This is a genomic window from Pseudomonas sp. OA65, from assembly GCF_017498305.1.
GTDB classification, from domain to species: Bacteria; Pseudomonadota; Gammaproteobacteria; order Pseudomonadales; family Pseudomonadaceae; genus Aquipseudomonas; species Aquipseudomonas zanjanensis.
Window position 1 is genome coordinate 1 of record NZ_JAGDEZ010000022.1, and the last position, 18,926, is coordinate 18,926.

At 64.4% G+C, this 18,926-nt stretch carries 6 protein-coding genes; 4 read left to right on the forward strand and 2 right to left on the reverse strand.

Annotated features, from left to right (window positions below; genetic code table 11):
- Positions 1–188 precede the first annotated feature (188 nt).
- Positions 189–1,979 carry an acyclic terpene utilization AtuA family protein gene (locus tag J3361_RS18650; RefSeq protein WP_207965821.1) on the reverse strand — a complete coding sequence of 597 codons (1,791 nt, stop codon included), beginning with the start codon at positions 1,977–1,979 and terminating at the stop codon, positions 189–191.
- A gap of 180 nt (positions 1,980–2,159) precedes the next feature.
- Here J3361_RS18650 and J3361_RS18655 point away from each other — a divergent pair, with 180 nt between their 5' ends.
- The 3 genes from J3361_RS18655 to J3361_RS18665 all read left to right on the forward strand — a co-directional run bounded on the left by J3361_RS18655 (position 2,160) and on the right by J3361_RS18665 (position 4,763).
- Positions 2,160–2,786 carry a TetR/AcrR family transcriptional regulator gene (locus tag J3361_RS18655; RefSeq protein ID WP_207965822.1) on the forward strand — a complete coding sequence of 209 codons (627 nt, stop codon included), beginning with the start codon at positions 2,160–2,162 and terminating at the stop codon, positions 2,784–2,786.
- Positions 2,787–2,902: 116 nt separating this feature from the next.
- A complete protein-coding gene (locus J3361_RS18660; RefSeq protein WP_207965867.1) occupies positions 2,903–3,679 on the forward strand; it encodes a transporter substrate-binding domain-containing protein in 777 nt (258 codons plus the stop codon).
- A 70-nt stretch (positions 3,680–3,749) separates the two neighbouring features.
- Positions 3,750–4,763: a GNAT family N-acetyltransferase gene (locus J3361_RS18665; protein WP_207965823.1), complete on the forward strand. Its 1,014-nt coding sequence runs from the start codon at positions 3,750–3,752 to the stop codon at positions 4,761–4,763.
- A 209-nt stretch (positions 4,764–4,972) separates the two neighbouring features.
- Here the strand turns inward: J3361_RS18665 and J3361_RS18670 are convergent, their stop codons facing one another.
- The gene (locus J3361_RS18670; RefSeq protein ID WP_092327046.1) at positions 4,973–5,521 is read right to left on the reverse strand and encodes an RNA polymerase factor sigma-70; all 549 of its coding nucleotides are present in this window, start codon (positions 5,519–5,521) and stop codon (positions 4,973–4,975) included.
- Between the two features lie 281 nt (positions 5,522–5,802).
- On the opposite strand from J3361_RS18670, the gene J3361_RS18675 reads away from it, so the two are divergent.
- Positions 5,803–18,807: a non-ribosomal peptide synthetase gene (locus J3361_RS18675; RefSeq protein ID WP_207965824.1), complete on the forward strand. Its 13,005-nt coding sequence runs from the start codon at positions 5,803–5,805 to the stop codon at positions 18,805–18,807.
- Positions 18,808–18,926: the final 119 nt, after the last annotated feature.

Here is an 18,926-nt window from a genome sequence, read left to right on the forward strand (position 1 = left end):
TGACGGGCATGCCGCCTCCTCGTGTTGGAACGGATTAGCCGAACCCTTGTGGCGAGGGAGCTTGCTCCCGCTGGGTTGCGCAGCGACCCCGGCTTTTTTGCGATTGCTGCGCAATCGAGCGGGAGCAAGCTCCCTCGCCACAGGTTTCACAGGTGATGCTGATCGTTCATTTGCCATGGCGACCGTCCTTAGCCGACCTGATCGGCAATGTGTTGCGGCACCGGTATCTGGATCTCCAGCAACTGCTGGGCGAACGCCTTGCCCTGGGGGTCGATGCGCAGGCTGGCGACACCGCCGCCGCCGAGGGCGTTTTCCAGCAGGAAATTCAAACTGTGGGTGCCCGGCAGGTACCAGCGTTCAACTCGCCCCAGCTGCGGATCGAGGACGTGGCTCATCCAGTCGACCATCACTTCCGGGGTCAGCGCCTCGGCGATCCAGGGCAGGTATTCGGGTTCCCGGGCAATCACGCCAATGTTGCTGTGGTTGCCCTTGTCGCCAGAGCGCGCCACCGCCAGTTTGACCAGCGGCACGCTGGCGTCGGCCCGGCCCTGGGGTTTGGGCAGGTCCGGGGCGACCGGCAGGCTGGTGGTGTCCAGCGGTTCGAGGGCGGGCAGGGGAAACGGGTGGCGCTGGCCGTCGAATTCGATGTCGAGCCGGCAAGTGGCTTTGTCGACCAGGAACGAGAACAGGCGAATCAACGGCGACGGCGTCGGCCGGCCACCGACCAGGCCCGTCAGCCCCGGCGCCATGCCGGTGGCGGCCTGGGCGATCTCCCTGGAAAACAGCACCAACGGTTGTTTGTCCGGGTGTCGTACCGCCAGTTTGATCACCACCTCACGGCTGTCCCGGCGCTGGCCGTGTTGGCCGTACGTGGCTTCGCTGCCCAGCAGTTCGATGTTCACTTCGCTGTAAGGCGCCCATCCACGCTGGCGCAATAAGTGTGAGGTCTTGGCGATGATCGCCTGGCTGACCCGTTCAGCCTTGGCCACGGCATCGATGCCGGCGATCAGGCACGTGGCGGTGCAGCGCCAGCCGTCCAACCAGGTGGCGCAGACCTTGTACCGGTCGCTGGGCGGCAGGCCCTTGGCCCCATGGACACGCACGGCGTGCTTGCCCTGCTGGATCAGCCTGACCTGGCTGAAATCACAGATCACGTCCGGCAACAGATAACCTTGCGGGTCGCCGATTTCGTAGAGCAACTGTTCGCCGACGGTCAGCGGCGTGACCAGTCCACCGCTGCCTTCGGGCTTGGTGACGATGAATTGGCCGTCGGCGCTGGCTTCGACGATGGGGAAGCCGATGTGCTCGAAATCCGGCACTTGCTGCCAGTCGGTGAAATTGCCGCCGGTGCACTGGGCGCCGCACTCGATGAGATGCCCGGCCAGCGCGGCTTGGGCCAATCGGTCGTAATCGTCCCAGGCCCAGTCGAACTCATGCACCAGGGCGGCGCTGACCACGGCACTGTCCACTACTCGGCCGGTGATCACCACGTCGGCGCCCAGGCGCAACGCTTCGACAATTCCGGGCGCGCCGAGGTAGGCATTGATGGACATGCACGCGGGTGGCAAGGGTTCGCCGCTGAACATCTCGCGAATGCCCTGGGCGGCGAGCCGTTCACCTTGCGGTTGCAGGTCATCGCCCAGCAGCACGGCGATTTTCAGCGGTACGCCGGCCTGATCGCAGGCGGCTTGCAAGGCCTTCGCACAGGCCTGGGGATTGACCCCGCCGGCGTTGCTGATGACGCGGATCCCGTCGTCATGCAAGCGCTGGAGCAGCGGGGTGAGGACGTCGATGAAGTCCGTGGCATAGCCGCTCGACGGGTCTTTCAGGCGCGCCCCGGCCATGATCGACATCGTCACCTCGGCCAGATAGTCGAATACCAGGTAATCCAGGTTCCCGCTCTCGACCAGTTGCGCCGCCGCGGTGCAGGTATCGCCCCAAAATGCGCTGGCACAACCGATTCGGATCGTTTTTGGCATGGCGTTCCCTCCGGCAAAGGTGGCTTGAGACTACCAAGCAAGCGCTTGGTTTGTAAACGCTGTCCGGTACTTGTGGCCGAGCGCTTGCTTGGTTGCCTCGCTCGGCTTAAATTGCCCGCGCCACCGATGGTTTGACGTGCAATGGCGGCGCGTTGGTTGATCGACTGCAGGAGAGAACGGGTGGACGAGCAAAAAGCCTTGGGCGTGATGCGTGAGCTGGTCGACAGCGGGCAACTGACCGACCCGGACAGTGCTCGCGGCAAACTGCTCCAGACCGCCGCCCACCTGTTTCGCAACAAGGGCTTCGAGCGCACCACGGTGCGCGACCTGGCCAGTGCCGTCGGCATCCAGTCGGGCAGCATCTTCCACCATTTCAAAAGCAAGGATGAAATCCTGCGGGCGGTGATGGAAGAAACCATCCGCTACAACACTGCGCTGATGCGCGCCGCCCTGGCCGAGGCCGACAGCGTGCGCGAGCGGGTGCTGGCGCTGATCCGCTGCGAATTGCAGTCGATCATGGGCGGCACGGGCGAGGCCATGGCCGTGCTGGTCTATGAATGGCGTTCGCTTTCGCAGGACGGACAGCGGCAGGTACTGGCCCTGCGGGATATTTATGAAGACTTGTGGCTGGAGGTTCTGGGCCAAGCCAAGGAGGCCGGGTATATTCGCGGGGATGTGTCCATTACGCGACGCTTCCTGACGGGGGCGTTGTCCTGGACCACCACCTGGTTTCGCGCCGAAGGCAGCTTGAGTCTCGATGAACTGGCCGAGCAGGCCCTGATTCTGGTACTTGAAGAAAAACAATAATCAAACGGTGCTTTATAAGGGCCGTGTGGCTGGCTAAGCGGCTGAAACCGCCTAGCTTGATTGTAGTGATGGGGACTTTTGGGGAGTGGGTTATCTTGACGTTTTCGCCGATGGGGATGACCTCGTGTGTACTGCTGGCCACTCTGGCCGTTTTCCTGGCGTTGCCGATCGAGGCGGCGCAACAGGTGCGGATCGGCGCGGCGCATTTTCCGCCCTATACCGTTCGTCCAGAGAACGGTGCCGACACTGGCCTGCTGCCGCAGATGGTGGAGGCTTTGAATCAGTCGCAAAGCGATTACCAGTTCGTGCTGGTGCCAACTTCCATCCCGCGCCGGTTCAATGATTTCAAGCAGGGCCGGGTCGACATGGCAATATTCGAGAACCCCGAATGGGGTTGGCAGGATGTGCCGCACACGGCCGTGGACATGGGCCTGGAAGATGCGGAGGTCTTTGTCGCCCAGCGCCAGCCGGAGCGACAGCAAAGTTATTTCGCCGACCTGAGGGGCAAGCGCCTGGCGCTGTTCAGCGGCTATCACTATGCCTTTGCCGAATTCAACCCCGACCCCAAATTCCTCATCGGCCAATACAACGCCACGCTGACGTATTCCCACGACAGTAACTTGCTTATGGTGTTGCGCGGGCGGGCGGATGTCGCCCTGGTGACCCGTTCGTACCTCAACGATTACGTGTTGCGCAATTCGGAAGTCGGCCCGCAATTGCTGGTGTCCGAACGCATCGATCAGGTTTACCACCATTACGCGCTGATCCGCCCGCAAGCGCCCATTTCCGGTGAAGCGTTTGCCCAACTGCTGCAAAAGCTGCGGGATAACGGCCAGTTGCTGAAGATTTTCCAGCCCTACCAGATCCAGCTGGTGCCCACGCATTCCCATTGACGGCGACACTAAATTTCCTTCCCCGGCTCACGTCCCACGTTGACTACCGACGAATACGCGAGCCGCTCCCATGTCCAACCTCAACCACCCGACGACGCTGCCCTTGCCCGGGGGCCGTCGCCTCGGCGCCGATGAAACCGAACGCCACCTGAGCCTGATGCTCGAGGGCGCGCCGCTGATCCGCCTGCGCCTGGTGCGCGGTCCCGAGTTGCATGTGCATTTGCAGGAAATCAACGACCGCCCGATGGGCCCGGCGTTGTGGGCAGCCTGCTATTGGCTGTTTGCCCGCGATCCCGAGTGTCAGCGCCTGACCTGGCACCTCGACGAGCGCCCTGGCGAAGCCTTGCTCAGCGGTTTACTGACGGGCACCGAACGTGCCGGTGAATACCGTTGCGAGCGCACGCTGTTCTGGCAATTGCCGCAGCCGTGGCTGGGGGAGTCGTTCAGCGGCAGTTACCCGCAACAGATGATCATCACCGATGGCCGCCGTCATCCACGCCGGCCGATCAAGCCGCGTGGCGAGGTGTACCGGCGTTTCGATGCGCGGCTGGGGACCTGGGTGTCCTTGCGCACCCTGGAAATCGAACAGGACCTGGAGCGTTTCAACCGCTGGCAGAACAGCCCGCGGGTGGCGAGTTTCTGGCAGGAGGAGGGCAGCCTGGAACAGCATCGCGAGTACCTGGGCAAGCTGCAGGCCGATCCGCGGGTCTTGACCCTGATCGGTTGCTTCGATGACCAGCCGTTCGCTTACTTCGAAGCCTACTGGGCCAAGGAAGACCGGATCGCGCCGTTCTATGAGGCTGACCACTACGACCGCGGCATCCACATGCTGGTGGGCGAAGAGCAACATCGCGGGCCGCACAAGGTAGCGAGCTGGCTGTCGGCGCTGGTGCACTACCTGTTCCTGGACGATCCGCGCACCCAGCGCGTGGTCGCCGAGCCCCGGGCCGACAATGCGCGAATGATCGGGCACTTGCACAACCAGTGCTTTCATTGCGAGAAGGAATTCGATTTTCCCCACAAGCGCGCGGCGCTGATGATCCTGGGGCGTGAGCGGTTTTTTGATCGGTGTGGGTTGATGTGAGGTTTGGCATGGGCGGGTGGTGGTCATCAGGCCGCCATCGCGGGCAAGCCTTCCCACAGATTCTGGCTTCACACCCTATCTGCACTGCCGAAAACACCAGTGGGAACAGCCTATTCCCACAGGCTCTAGGCTTCACAAACTATCTGCCTGTCAGAAAAACCTGTGGGAGCAAGGCTTGCCCGCGATGGGGCCGGAACTGACACCTCATATCACCGCCGGGCGAACGTATCCCCGCGAACCCCAGACACCTTGCGGCAATGCACCAGGGCGTCGCGGATCATGAAGTTCACCAAGGTCGGCGAGACGCCCAGTTCCTTGGCGATGTCCTTTTGTGGCACGCCGTGCAGGCGGTACATCTCGAAGGCATAGCGGGTGCGGCTGGGCAGTTCGGTCAGCGCGTCGGCGATGTGCTCCAGCGTGGAAAAGTTGATATGGGAGGTTTCTGGCGAAGCACCCTGAATCACCACGTTCAATCCCTCCTCTTCCGGCCCCGAATACCGTTGTTCCAGCGCCTGCTTACGGTAGTGGTCGATCGCCAGGTTGCGCACGATCTGAAACAGATAGCTGAGCTGCGCCTTGAACGAGGAGGTGATTTGTGGCGCCGATTGCAGCCGGAAAAAAGCGTCCTGCACCACATCTTCCGCGCGGGACCGGCAGCCGGTAATGCGCGCCGCGATCTTGACCAGGATCAGTCGGTTATCGACGAACGCCTGGAGTAACGGTGAGTCGCACCTGCTTGTGGATACTTGTTCCGTCATGGAATTCACCTTGCTGCAAAAAGTTAGCGGGACGTCCGGATGCCGGACCCGTCCTACACATCGAGCGCCAAATTAGGCGTAATGATAATGATTGTCAATTGAGAAGAAGAATTATTGATGCAATAAAGTCCAGTCTCGGCGCCGCGACCCATTGCCGCGGCGCCTGGCTGTCGGATGCTTTGCGGCAGCCCTTGGTGAGCAAGCTGCCCGACTAATTATTTGCCGCCGCTATCCGTTCCATGGGGGACAACTTGCAAGCCGAATTCAGGCAGGAAACCCCCATGACCGACGCGTTCGAACTCCCCAGCACCCTGGCTCATGCCCTCCAGCGCCGCGCCGCGCTGACGCCGGACCGGGTGGCCCTGCGCTTCCTTGCCGACACCCCTGGGCAGGGTGTGGTGTTGAGTTATCGCGACCTGGACCTGCGCGCCCGGACCATCGCCGGCGCCTTGCAGGCCGACGCGGCGCTGGGCGATCGCGCCGTGTTGCTGTTTCCCAGTGGCCCGGATTACGTCGCGGCGTTCTTTGGCTGTCTCTACGCCGGGGTGATCGCCGTGCCGGCCTATCCGCCGGAGTCCGCCCGTCGCCACCATCAGGAGCGACTGCTGTCGATTCTCAAAGACGCCGAACCGCGCCTGCTGCTCACCAGCAGCGACCTGCGCGAGCCGTTGCAAGCCATCGAATCGGCGCCACCGGTGTTGTGCGTCGATACCCTCGACCCGGCCCACGCCGGACAATGGCGGATGCCGACGCTGCAGGACGATGACATCGCCTTCCTGCAATACACCTCCGGTTCCACTGCATTGCCCAAGGGTGTGCAGGTCAGCCACGGCAACCTGGTGGCCAACGAATTGCTGATCCGCCAAGGCTTCGGCATCGACCTGAACCCCGACGATGTCATCGTCAGCTGGCTGCCGCTGTACCACGACATGGGCCTGATCGGCGGCCTGTTGCAGCCGGTGTTCAGTGGCGTTCCCTGTGTATTGATGTCCCCGGCTTATTTCCTGGCCCGCCCCCTGCGTTGGCTCGAAGCGATCAGCGAGTACGGCGGCACCATCAGCGGTGGCCCGGATTTCGCCTACCGGTTATGCAGCGAGCGGGTCAGTGATTCAGCCCTGCAGTCTCTCGACCTGAGCGGCTGGCGCGTGGCCTATTCCGGCTCCGAACCGATCCGCCTCGACACCCTGGAACGTTTTGCCGAGAAGTTCGCCCCGTGCGGCTTCACGCCGGACAATTTCATGGCCTCCTATGGCTTGGCCGAAGCGACCTTGTTCGTCGCCGGCACGCCTCGTCACCACGGCATTCCTTCGCTGCGGCTGGATGACGGGGCCTTGGCGCAAAACCGGGTCGAGCCGGGGCAGGGCAGCGCGGTGATGAGTTGTGGTGTCAGCCAGCCCGGGCACGCGGTGCTGATTGTCGAGCCGGCGACGTTGCAGCCATTGGCCGACAATCAGGTCGGTGAGGTCTGGGCCGCCGGGCCGAGCATCGCCCTGGGTTATTGGCGCAACCCTGAAGCCAGCGCCAGGACCTTTGTCCAGCACGACGGCCGGACCTGGCTGCGCACCGGTGACCTGGGGTTCCTGCGCGGCGGCGAACTGTTCATCACCGGGCGCCTGAAAGATTTGCTGATCGTGCGCGGGCACAACCTTTATCCCCAGGACATTGAGCAAACCATCGAGCGAGAGGTGGAGGTGGTGCGCAAGGGCCGGGTGGCGGCGTTCGCAGTCAACGACGGGGGCGAGGAAGGCATCGGCATCGCCGCGGAAATCAGCCGCAGCGTGCAGAAAATCCTGCCGCCGGAAGCCCTGATCAAAGCCATTCGCCAGGCGGTGGCCGAGGTCTGCCAGCAAGCCCCGAGCGTGGTGCTGCTGCTCAATCCCGGCGCGTTGCCCAAGACCTCCAGCGGCAAGTTGCAGCGCTCGGCCTGCCGCACCCGATTGGCCGACGGCAGCTTGGACAGTTATGCCCAGTTCCCCTCGGCCGAAGTAACCCCGTCAGCCGACGTAACCGTGGCGGAAGAATCCGCGCCGTCGTGCGAATTGCAAACCCTCATCGGCCAGGTCTGGCGAGAGCAATTGCAGGTCGAGCACATCCAGGCGGATGACCATTTTTTCCTGCTGGGCGGTAACTCCATCGCTGCCACCCAAGTGATCGCGCGATTGAGTGAAACCCTCGGGCTGGCGCTCAACCTGCGCCTGCTGTTCGAAGCCCCGACCCTGGCCGAGTTCGCGGCAGCGGTGGCGAACCAGCAGCAGGACGGCGGCCAGGCCCAAGGCGCGATCAGCGCCTTGCCGCGCCACGCGCCACTGCCGCAATCCCTGGCGCAGAACCGTTTATGGATCACCTGGCAGCTCGACCCGACGAGCCGCGCCTACAACATTCCCGGTGGCTTGCACCTGCGCGGCGAGCTGGACGAAGACGCCTTGCGCGCCAGCTTCCAGCGACTGATCGAGCGTCATGAGTCCCTGCGCACACGGTTCCTGGAACGCGATGGCGTGGCCCTGCAACAAGTCGATCCGGTCGGCGAGTTCGAGCTGCATGTCATCGACCTTGGCGACCTGCCTGCCGACTCGCGCGCAGACCGGGCGCGACAGGTTCGAGAAGACGAGGCGGCCACGCGGTTCGATCTGGAGAAGGGACCGCTGCTGCGGATCACCCTGCTGCGCCTCGACGAGGATGACCATCAACTGCTGGTGACGCTGCACCACATCATCGCCGACGGCTGGTCGATGAATGTGTTGATCGAAGAATTCTCCCGACTGTACGCCGCCGCCTCCCAAGGCCAGGTCGCCGAGCTCGCGCCATTACCCTTGCAGTACGCCGACTACGGCAGTTGGCAGCGCCAGTGGCTGGCCCAGGGCGAGGCCGAGCGTCAATTGAACTACTGGAAGCAGCAACTGGGCGCTGAACATTCGGCCCTGGTGCTGGGCACGGATCATCCACGCAGCGCTCAACGTCGACGTAGCGCCGCGCGGCACAGCGTGCGCCTGGACAAGGACCTCGGCGAGGCTCTGCGCCAAGTGGCCCAGGCCCATGACGCGACGCCGTTCATGCTGTTGCTGGCCGCCTTCCAGGCGCTGTTGCAGCGTTACACCGGGCAATCCGACTTGCGCATCGGTATACCCAACGCCAACCGTCCGCGCCTGGAAACCCAGGGGCTGATCGGTTTCTTCATCAACACCCAGGTCCTGCGTGGGCAGGTCGATTCCCGGCAACCGTTCGCCGCGCTGCTGGCCCAGGCCCGAGAAGCCACGCTGGGTGCCCAGGCCCACCAGGACCTGCCGTTCGAACAGTTGCTCGAAGCGTTTCCCGAGGCGCGCGAGCACGGCCTGTTCCAAGTGATGTTCAACCACCAGCAACGTGACCTGAGCGCCTTGCGACGCCTGCCGGGGTTGCTCGCCGAAGAGTTGCCGTGGCACAGCCGCGAAGCCAAGTTCGACCTGCAGCTGCACAGCGAAGAAGATCGCAACGGTCGCTTGACCCTGTCGTTCGACTACGCCGACGAATTGTTCGAGGCGACAACCATCGCCCGCCTGGCGGAGCACTACTGCAACCTGTTGCGGGCGGTCTGTGCCGAGCCGCAGCAAGCCATCGGTGACGTGCCGCTGTTGACCGCCGATGAGCACCGCCAACAGCAACAGTGGAGCGCGGCCCCGTGCGCGCCGGCCAGTCAATGGCTGCCGGAGCTGCTGAACGAGCAGGCCCGCTGCACGCCGCAACGGATCGCGTTGCGCTGGGACGGCGGTCAACTCGATTATGCCGAGCTGCACGCCCAGGCCAATCGCCTGGCGCATTATCTGCGGGACAAGGGCGTTGGCCCGGATGTCTGCGTGGCGATTGCCGCCGAGCGTTCGCCGCAGTTGCTCATCGGTGTGCTGGCCATCATCAAGGCCGGCGGCGCCTATGTGCCGCTGGATACGGACTACCCGGCCGACCGCCTGGCCTACATGCTTCAGGACAGTGGCGTCGATCTGTTGCTGACCCAAACCGCGTTGCTGGAACGTTTGCCAGCCTGTGACGGCGTCAGTGTCATCGCCATGGACGCCCTGCACCTGGAGCAATGGCCGAGCAATCCGCCGGGCCTGCACCTGCACGGCGATCACCTGGCCTACGTGATCTACACCTCCGGCTCCACCGGCCAGCCCAAAGGCGTCGGCAACACCCACGCGGCCCTGGCCGAGCGCCTGCAATGGATGCAGGCGACCTACGGGCTGGATGCCAGCGACGTGCTGATGCAAAAGGCCCCCATCAGTTTCGACGTGTCGGTCTGGGAATGCTTCTGGCCGCTGATCACTGGCAGCCAACTGGTGCTGGCCGGCCCCGGTGAGCACCGTGACCCGCACCGTATCGCCCAGTTGGTGCAGCAGTTTGGCGTTACCACGCTGCACTTCGTGCCGCCGTTGCTCAGCCTGTTCATCGATGAACCCCTGAGTGCCCAATGCACTAGCCTGCGCCGGCTGTTTTCCGGCGGTGAAGCCTTGTCGGCCGAGTTGCGCAACCGGGTGTTGGCGCAACGGCCGTTGGTGCAGTTGCACAACCGCTACGGTCCGACCGAAACCGCGATCAACGTCACCCATTGGCAGTGCACCGAAGCCGATGGCGAGCGCTCGCCCATCGGCCGTCCCTTGGGCAACGTCCTGTGCCGGGTGCTCGACAGCGACCTCAACCCCGTGCCAGCCGGTGTCCCGGGCGAGCTGTGCATCGGCGGCCTGGGCCTGGCCCGGGGTTACCTCGGGCGTCCGGGCCTGAGCGCCGAGCGTTTCGTCGCCGACCCACTGGGCCCGGCCGGGTCGCGGTTGTACCGCACCGGCGACCGCGCACGCTGGAGCGCCGACGGGGTGATCGAATACCTTGGCCGCCTCGACCAGCAGGTCAAGCTGCGCGGCTTCCGGGTTGAACCCCAGGAAATCGAAGCGCGCCTGCTGGCCCAGGACGGCGTCGTCCAAGTGGCGGTGTTGGTGCGCGACACCTCGGCCGGCCCGCAACTGATCGGCTATTACACCGCCCCGGATGTCGCCCAAGGTCAGGACGAGTTGAATAGTCGACTCAAGGTCGCCCTGGCCGCCGAGCTGCCGGACTACATGGTGCCGGCCCAACTGCTGCGCCTGGACACCATGCCCTTGAGCCCGAGCGGCAAGCTCGACCGTCGCGCCTTGCCCGAACCGCACTGGCAGGTGCGCGAGCACGTCGAGCCGGTCACTGCTCTTGAGCAGCAAATCGCTGATATCTGGCGCGACGTGCTGGGCCTTGCGCGCGTCGGCCTGCGGGATGATTTTTTCGCTTTGGGCGGCCATTCGCTGCTGGCGACCCAGATCATTTCCCGCACCCGTCAGGCCTGTGACGTCGAACTGCCGCTGCGCACTTTGTTCGAAGCCAGTGAGCTGGGCGCCTTTGCCGAACAAGTGCGCTTGATCCAGGCCAGCGGCCAGACCAACCGCCAGCCACCCATCGAGCAGGTCGACCGCAGTCAACCGGTGCCGCTGTCGTATTCCCAGCAGCGCATGTGGTTCCTCTGGCAAATGGAGCCGGACAGCCCGGCCTACAACGTCGGCGGCATGGCGCGCTTGCGCGGGGTACTGGATGTTGGGCGCTTCGAGGCGGCCTTGCAGGCATTGATCCTGCGTCACGAAACCCTGCGCACCACGTTCCCGAGCGTCGACGGAGTGGCCCGCCAACAGGTGCACAACGAGACGGGCCTGCGCATGGACTGGAAGGACTTCTCGACACTGGCCGCCGACACGCGCCAGCAGCGGGTGCAGCAACTGGCGGACAGCGAGGCCCACCAGCCCTTCGACCTGGAAACCGGACCGCTGCTACGGGCCTGCCTGGTCAAGACCGCCGAGCATGAACATTACTTTGTCCTGACGCTGCACCACATCGTCACCGAAGGCTGGGCGATGGACATTTTCGCCCGAGAACTGAGCGCGCTGTACGAAGCCTTTGTCGATGACCGCGAATCCCCGCTGGAACCGCTGCCGGTGCAGTACCTGGACTACAGCGTCTGGCAGCGCCAGTGGCTGGAGTCCGGCGAGCGCCAGCGCCAGCTGGATTACTGGACCGCGCAACTGGGCCGCGAACACCCGCTGCTGGAGCTGCCCGGCGACCGCCCGCGTCCGTCGGTGCAAAGTCATCGCGGCGAGTTGTTCCGATTCGATCTGAGCGATGAGCTGGCGGCACGGGTCCGCGCCTTCAATGCGCAACAGGGCCTGACCCTGTTCATGACCATGACCGCCGCCCTGGCGGTGCTGCTTTACCGCTACAGCGGGCAAACCGACCTGCGCATCGGCGCGCCGGTGGCCAACCGTATCCGTCCGGAAAGCGAAGGGCTGATCGGTGCGTTCCTCAACACCCAAGTGCTGCGTTGCCAACTCGACGGGCAGATGTCGGTGGGCGAGTTGTTCGAACAGATGCGCCACACCGTCATCGAAGGCCAGTCCCATCAGGACTTGCCGTTCGATCATCTGGTGGAAGCCCTGCAACCACCGCGCAGTGCGGCCTACAACCCACTGTTCCAAGTGATGTGCAACGTGCAGCGCTGGGAATTCCAGCAGAGCCGCACGCTGGCCGGCATGAGCGTCGAATACCTGGTCAACGACGCCCGGGCCACCAAGTTCGACCTCAACCTGGAAGTCACTGATCTGGACCAGCGCCTGGGTTGCTGCCTGACCTACAGCACCGACCTGTTCGACGAACCGCGCATCGCGCGCATGGCCGGGCACTGGCGCAACCTGCTGGAAGCGTTGCTGGTCGATCCAACCCGACGGCTGAGCGAGCTGCCGTTGCTGGCGGCTGGCGAGCAGCAACAATTGCTCGACAGCCTGGGCGTCGAGCCCGGTGAGCATCGCCTCGACCAATGCATCCATGGTCTGTTCGACGAACAGGCCCGGGCGCGTCCCGATGCCCCGGCCCTGACCTTCGCCGGGCAGACCCTGACCTATGCGCAACTGGACAGCCGCGCCAATCGCCTGGCCTGGAGCCTGCGCGAGCGCGGTGTCGGGCCGCAGGTGCGGGTCGGCCTGGCCCTGGAGCGTTCGCTGGAAATGGTCATCGGCCTGCTGGCGATCCTCAAGGCCGGCGGCGCCTACGTGCCGCTGGATCCGGAATACCCGCTGGATCGCCTGCACTACATGATCGAAGACAGCGGCATCAGTCTGCTGCTCAGTGATCGGGCAATGCTCCAGGCCCTGGGTGCTTTGCCCGAGGGCGTGGGCTGCTGGTGTCTGGAAGACGATTCGGCGGCCTTGGCTCACTACCCGGATCACCCGCTGCCGTTGATCAACCTGCCGCAACACCAGGCGTACCTGATCTACACCTCCGGCTCCACCGGCAAGCCCAAGGGCGTGGTGGTGTCCCACGGCGAAATCGCCATGCATTGCCAGGCGGTGATCCAGCGCTTTGGCATGCGCCCGGATGACTGCGAGCTGCATTTCTATTCCATCAACTTCGACGCGGCCACCGAACGCCTGCTGGTGCCGTTGCTCAGTGGCGCCCACGTGGTACTGCGGGCCCAGGGCCAGTGGGACGCCGAGGAAATCTGCGGGTTGATTCGCCAGCATCGCATCAACATTCTCGGTTTCACGCCCAGCTACGGCAGTCAGTTGGCGCAGTGGTTGGCGACCCAGGGCCAGACCTTGCCAGTGCGCATGTGCATCACCGGCGGCGAAGCCCTGACGGGCGAGCATTTGCAGCGCATTCGCGCAGCGTTCAGCCCGAGCCTGTTCTTCAACGCCTACGGTCCGACCGAAACCGTGGTCATGCCGCTGGCGAGCCTGGCCCCCGAGCAATTGGAGGAGGGCGCGGCCAGTGTGCCGATTGGCAGCGTCATTGGCGCCCGGGTGGCCTACATTCTCGACGCCGACCTGGCGTTGGTGCCACCAGGCGCCACGGGCGAGTTGTATGTCGGCGGTGCCGGTCTGGCCCAGGGTTATCACCAGCGTCCGGGCATGACCGCCGAGCGTTTCGTCGCCGACCCGTTCGCCTCCGAAGGCGGACGCATGTATCGCACCGGCGACCTGGTGCGCCAGCGTGCCGACGGCCTGGTGGAATATTTGGGACGGATCGACCATCAGGTGAAAATCCGTGGTTTCCGCATCGAACTGGGGGAAATCGAAACCCGCCTGCTGGAACATGAGGCGGTGCGCGAGGCCGTGGTCCTGGCTCTCGACCTGCCCGGCGGCAAGCAACTGGCCGGCTACCTGGTGAGCGACATCGCCAGCCAGGACGGCGAGCAACAAGCGACCCTGCGCGACGCCTTGAAAAACCACCTCAAGGCCCAGCTCCCGGACTACATGGTGCCTGCGCACCTGATCCTGCTGACGAGCATGCCGCTGACCGCCAACGGCAAGCTCGACCGCCGTGCCTTGCCAATGCCCGACCCTGAACTCAACCGCCAACACTATGTGGCGCCGAGCAATGCCCTGGAGCAGACCCTGGCGGCGATCTGGTGCGACGTGCTGAACGTGACGCAGGTGGGCCTCAACGACAACTTCTTCGAACTGGGTGGCGATTCGATCCTGTCCATCCAGGTGGTCAGCCGCGCCCGGCAGCAGGGCATTCATTTCACGCCCCGGGACCTGTTCCAGCACCAGACCGTACAGACCCTGGCCGCCGTTGCCACGCGCAGCCAGCAGGTGCATGCCGAACAGGGCCTGGTGCAGGGTGAGTCCGGGTTGACGCCGATCCAGCATTGGTTCTTCGACCGTCCGATGCCCAACCGGCATCACTGGAACCAGGCGTTGCTGTTGGAGCCGACCACGGCCCTGGACCCGCAACCGCTGGAACAGGCGCTGCACGCGATCTTCCAGCATCACGATGCCTTGCGCCTGGTCTTCGGCGAAACCGCCGGGCACTGGCGCGCCGAGCACCAGCCACTGTCCGACGCCGTGCTCTTGCAGCAGGTATCCGTGGACACCGCGCAAGCGTGCGAAGCGTTGTTTGCCCAGGCGCAAAGCCGTTTCAATCTAGCCACCGGGCCGTTGCTGCATGCCGTGCTGGCGCAATTGCCAGATGGCCGGCAACGGTTGCTGATGGTCATCCATCACCTGGTGGTGGACGGTGTGTCGTGGCGGGTGCTGATGGACGACCTGCAAACCGTCTACCGTCAGATCGTCGCGGGGCAAGAGGCGCAACTGCCGGTCAAGACCAGCCCGTTGCGGGACTGGGCCGCGCGTTTGCAGGCCTACGCCGGCAGCGAATCCCTGCGCGAAGAACTGGCTTGGTGGCAAGCGCAGTTGAGCGGCGCGCAAGTCGCGCTGCCGTGCGCCAATCCCGAGGGCGGACGCCAGGAGCGTCACGCGCAAACCGTCAGCGTGCGCCTGGACGCCGAGCGTACCCGGCAACTGCTGCAACAGGCGCCGAGCGCCTACCGCACCCAGGTCAATGACTTGCTGCTCACGGCCCTGGCTCGAGTGTTGTGCCGATGGAGCGGCCATGATTCGGCCTTGGTCCAGCTCGAAGGCCACGGCCGCGAAGCGCTGTTCGACGACCTCGACCTGACCCGCACCGTGGGTTGGTTCACCAGCGTCTACCCCGTGCGCCTGACTCCAGCGAGCGAAAGCGTCAGTGGTTCGATCAAGGCTATCAAGGAACAACTGCGCGCGGTGCCCCACAAGGGCCTCGGTTATGGTGTGCTGCGCTACCTGGCGGACGCGGCGACTCGCGAGGCGATGGCCGGCCTGTCCCACGCGGCGATCACCTTCAACTACCTCGGCCAACTCGACCAGACCCTGGGCCAGGAGGCACTGTTCCAGCCGCTCGATGCGCCGCTGGGGGCGATCCATGATCCCGCCGCGCCGCTGCCCAATGAGCTGAGCGTCGACAGCCAGGTCAGCGGCGGCGAGCTGGTGTTGCGTTGGACCTTCAGTGCCGAACGTCATGAGCGCGAGACCATTGCTACGCTGGCCGAGGCCTACCTCGATGAGTTGCAACGCCTGATCGAACACTGCCTGACGGACGAGGCGGGCGGTCTGACCCCTTCGGACTTCCCCCTGGCGAAGCTGACCCAGGGCCAGCTCGACAGCCTGCCTGTGCCGGCCGCGCAGATCGAAGATGTCTATCCGCTGACGCCCATGCAGGAAGGCATGCTGCTGCATACCTTGCTGGAACCGGGCACCGGCTTGTACTACATGCAGGATCGCTATCGCATCAACAGCGAACTGGACCCGCAGCGTTTCGCCCAGGCCTGGCAGGCGGTCATCGCTCGCCACGAAGCCTTGCGAGCCTCGTTTTGCTGGAACGTTGGCGAAGACATGCTGCAAATCATCCACAAGCCCGGTCGCACGCCAGTGGACTATCTCGACTGGACCGAGGTGGCCGAAGACGCCCAGGAAGCCAAGCTCCAGGCCCTGCTCAAGGATGAGCGCGAGGCCGGTTTCGATCTGTTGAACCAGGCCCCGTTCCACTTGCGGCTGATCCGGGTCGGCGCGGCACGCTACTGGTTCATGATGAGCAACCACCACATCCTCATTGATGCCTGGTGCCGTTCGCTGCTGATGGACGATTTTTTCGAGGTCTACACCGCCCTGGGTGAACAGCGCGAGCCGCAGTTGGCCGTGCCGCCGCGTTATCGCGACTACATCGGCTGGCTGCAGCACCAGAGCCTGGCCGAAGCCCGGCAGTGGTGGAAGGACAACCTGCAAGGTTTCGAGCGGACCACGCCGATCCCTGGCGACCGGCCGTTCCTGCGCGAGCACGCCGGTGACAGCGGCGGCATGATCGTCGGCGACTGCTACACCCGCCTCGACGTTCGGGACGGTGCGCGGCTGCGGGAGCTGGCCCAGGCCCATCAACTGACGGTCAACACCTTCGCCCAGGCGGCGTGGGCCCTGGTACTGCGCCGGGTCAGCGGCGACCGCGACGTGTTGTTCGGTGTCACCGTGGCCGGGCGCCCGGTGGAGTTGCCGCAGATGCAACGCACCGTGGGGCTGTTCATCAACAGCATCGCCTTGCGCGTGCAGATGCCCGAGGATCATCAGCGCTGCAGCGTGCGCCAGTGGCTCAGCGAGTTGCTGGACCGCAACATGCAACTGCGCGAGTACGAATACTTGCCGTTGGTGAGCCTCCAGGAAGTCAGCGAACTGCCCAAGGGCCAGCCGCTGTTCGACAGCCTGTTTGTGTTCGAGAACGCGCCGGTAGAAGTCTCGGTGCTGGATCGCGCCCAAAGCCTCAACGCCACCTCCGACTCGGGTCGTACCCACACCAACTTCCCGCTGACGGCGGTCTGCTACCCGGGAGACGACCTGGGGCTGCACCTTTCGTACGACCAGCGCTACTTCGATGAAAGCACCGTCCAAGGCCTGCTGGGCGAGTTCAAGCGGCTGCTGCTGGCGCTGATGGAGGGCTTGCACGGCGACATGAGCGAGCTGCCGCTGATCGGTGCCGAAGAACAGGACTTCCTCATCGAAGGCTGCAACCAGAGCGAGCATGCCTATCCGCTGGAGCAGAGCTACGTCGAGCTGTTCGAGGCGCGGGTCGCGGCCCATCCGCAACGCCCCGCGGTCAGTTGCCTGGACGCGAGCTACAGCTACGCCGAGTTGAATGCCCGCAGCAACCGCCTCGGTCACGCCCTGATTGCGGCCGGTGTCGGTCTGGATCAGCCGGTGGCGCTGCTGGCCGAACGAGATGCCGAGTTGCTGGGCATGATCATCGGCAGCTTCAAGGCCGGTGCCGGTTACTTGCCGCTGGATCCCGGCCTGCCAAGCCAGCGCCTGAGCCGCGTCATCGAGTTGAGCCGTACGCCGCTACTGGTTTGCACCCAGGCCTGCCAGGCCCAGGCACTGGCCTTGTTGGATGAGTTCGCCTGCTCCGGGCGGCCGAAGCTGCTGGTGTGGGAAAGCGTCCAGGCCGGCGACTTTTCTTCGCAGAACCCAGGCGTCTACAGCGGGCCGGATAACCTCGCCTATGTGATCTACACCTCTGGCTCCACCGGCCTGCCCAAAGGCGTGATGGTGGAACAACGGGGCATGCTCAACAACCAACTGAGCAAAGTGCCGTACCTGGCGCTGAGCGAGGCGGATGTGATCGCCCAGACCGCTTCCCAGAGCTTCGATATTTCGGTCTGGCAGTTCCTCGCCGCGCCGTTGTTCGGCGCCCGGGTCGACATCGTGCCCAACGCCATCGCCCACGATCCGCAAGGGCTGCTGGGGCATGTGCAGCAGCAGGGCATTACCGTGCTGGAAAGCGTGCCGTCGCTGATCCAGGGCATGCTCGCCCAGGAACGCATCGGCCTGGACGGCCTGCGCTGGATGCTGCCCACCGGCGAAGCGATGCCGCCGGAACTGGCGCACAAGTGGTTGTTGCGCTACCCGGACATCGGCCTGGTCAACGCCTACGGCCCGGCGGAATGCTCCGACGACGTAGCGTTCTTCCGCGTCGATCAGGCGTCGACCCGCGGCACTTATTTGCCGATTGGCACGCCCACCGACAACAACCGTTTGTATCTGCTCGACGGCGCGCTGGACCTGGTGCCGCTGGGCGCGGTGGGTGAGTTGTGCGTGGCGGGCACCGGGGTCGGGCGTGGTTATGTCAGCGATCCATTGCGCACCGCCCCGGTCTTTGTGCCGAACCCGTTCGGGGCGCCGGGGGAAAGGCTGTACCGCACCGGCGACCTGGCGCGGCGGCGCAGCGACGGGGTCTTGGAATACGTCGGGCGCATCGACCATCAGGTGAAGATACGTGGCTACCGCATCGAGCTGGGGGAAATCGAAGCGCGCTTGCATGAACAGCCGGAAGTGCGCGATGGCGCGGTGGGCGTGCAGGAGGGGGTTAATGGCAAGCATCTGGTGGGCTACCTCGTCGCCACTGACTCGGCATTGAAACCCACCGAACGCCTGGAGCGCATCAAGCAGCGCCTGCGGGCCGAACTGCCGGAATACATGGTGCCGCTGCACTGGCTGTGGCTCGATCGCTTGCCGCTCAACGCCAACGGCAAACTGGACCGCAATGCTTTACCGGCCCTGGAGATCGGCCATTTGCACAGTCAGGATTACCAGGCCCCCGGCAATGAGCTGGAACAGACCCTGGCGGACATCTGGGCCCAGGTGCTGAAAGTCGAGCGGGTGGGGGTCAAGGACAACTTCTTCGAGCTGGGCGGCCATTCCTTGCTGGCGACGCAAATCGCCTCACGGGTGCAAAAGGCCCTGCAACGCAATGTGCCGCTGCGGGCAATGTTCGAGTGCAGCACGGTGCAGGAACTGGCGGAGTACATCGATGGGTTGGCGGCCAGCGAGATTACCGAGGAGAAGGTGGATCGATTGAATGATTTGATGGCGGAGTTGGAAGGGATGTAGTTTTGCGGCGTCTATGAAGACCTCATCGCGGGCAAGCCTTGCTCCCACAGGGATAGGCTGCGAACAGATTAGCTGTGTTCGAGCATCAACCTGTGGGAGCAAGGCTTGCCCGCGATGAG

Bases quoted from the DNA above. Each gene is read 5' to 3' on its own strand.
- J3361_RS18650 (WP_207965821.1), bottom strand. From the start codon at position 1,979: ATGCCAAAAACGATCCGAATCGGTTGTGCCAGCGCATTTTGGGGCGAT.
- J3361_RS18660 (WP_207965867.1), top strand. From the start codon at position 2,903: ATGACCTCGTGTGTACTGCTGGCCACTCTGGCCGTTTTCCTGGCGTTG.
- J3361_RS18670 (WP_092327046.1), bottom strand. From the start codon at position 5,521: ATGACGGAACAAGTATCCACAAGCAGGTGCGACTCACCGTTACTCCAG.
- J3361_RS18675 (WP_207965824.1), top strand. From the start codon at position 5,803: ATGACCGACGCGTTCGAACTCCCCAGCACCCTGGCTCATGCCCTCCAG.
- J3361_RS18665 (WP_207965823.1), top strand. From the start codon at position 3,750: ATGTCCAACCTCAACCACCCGACGACGCTGCCCTTGCCCGGGGGCCGT.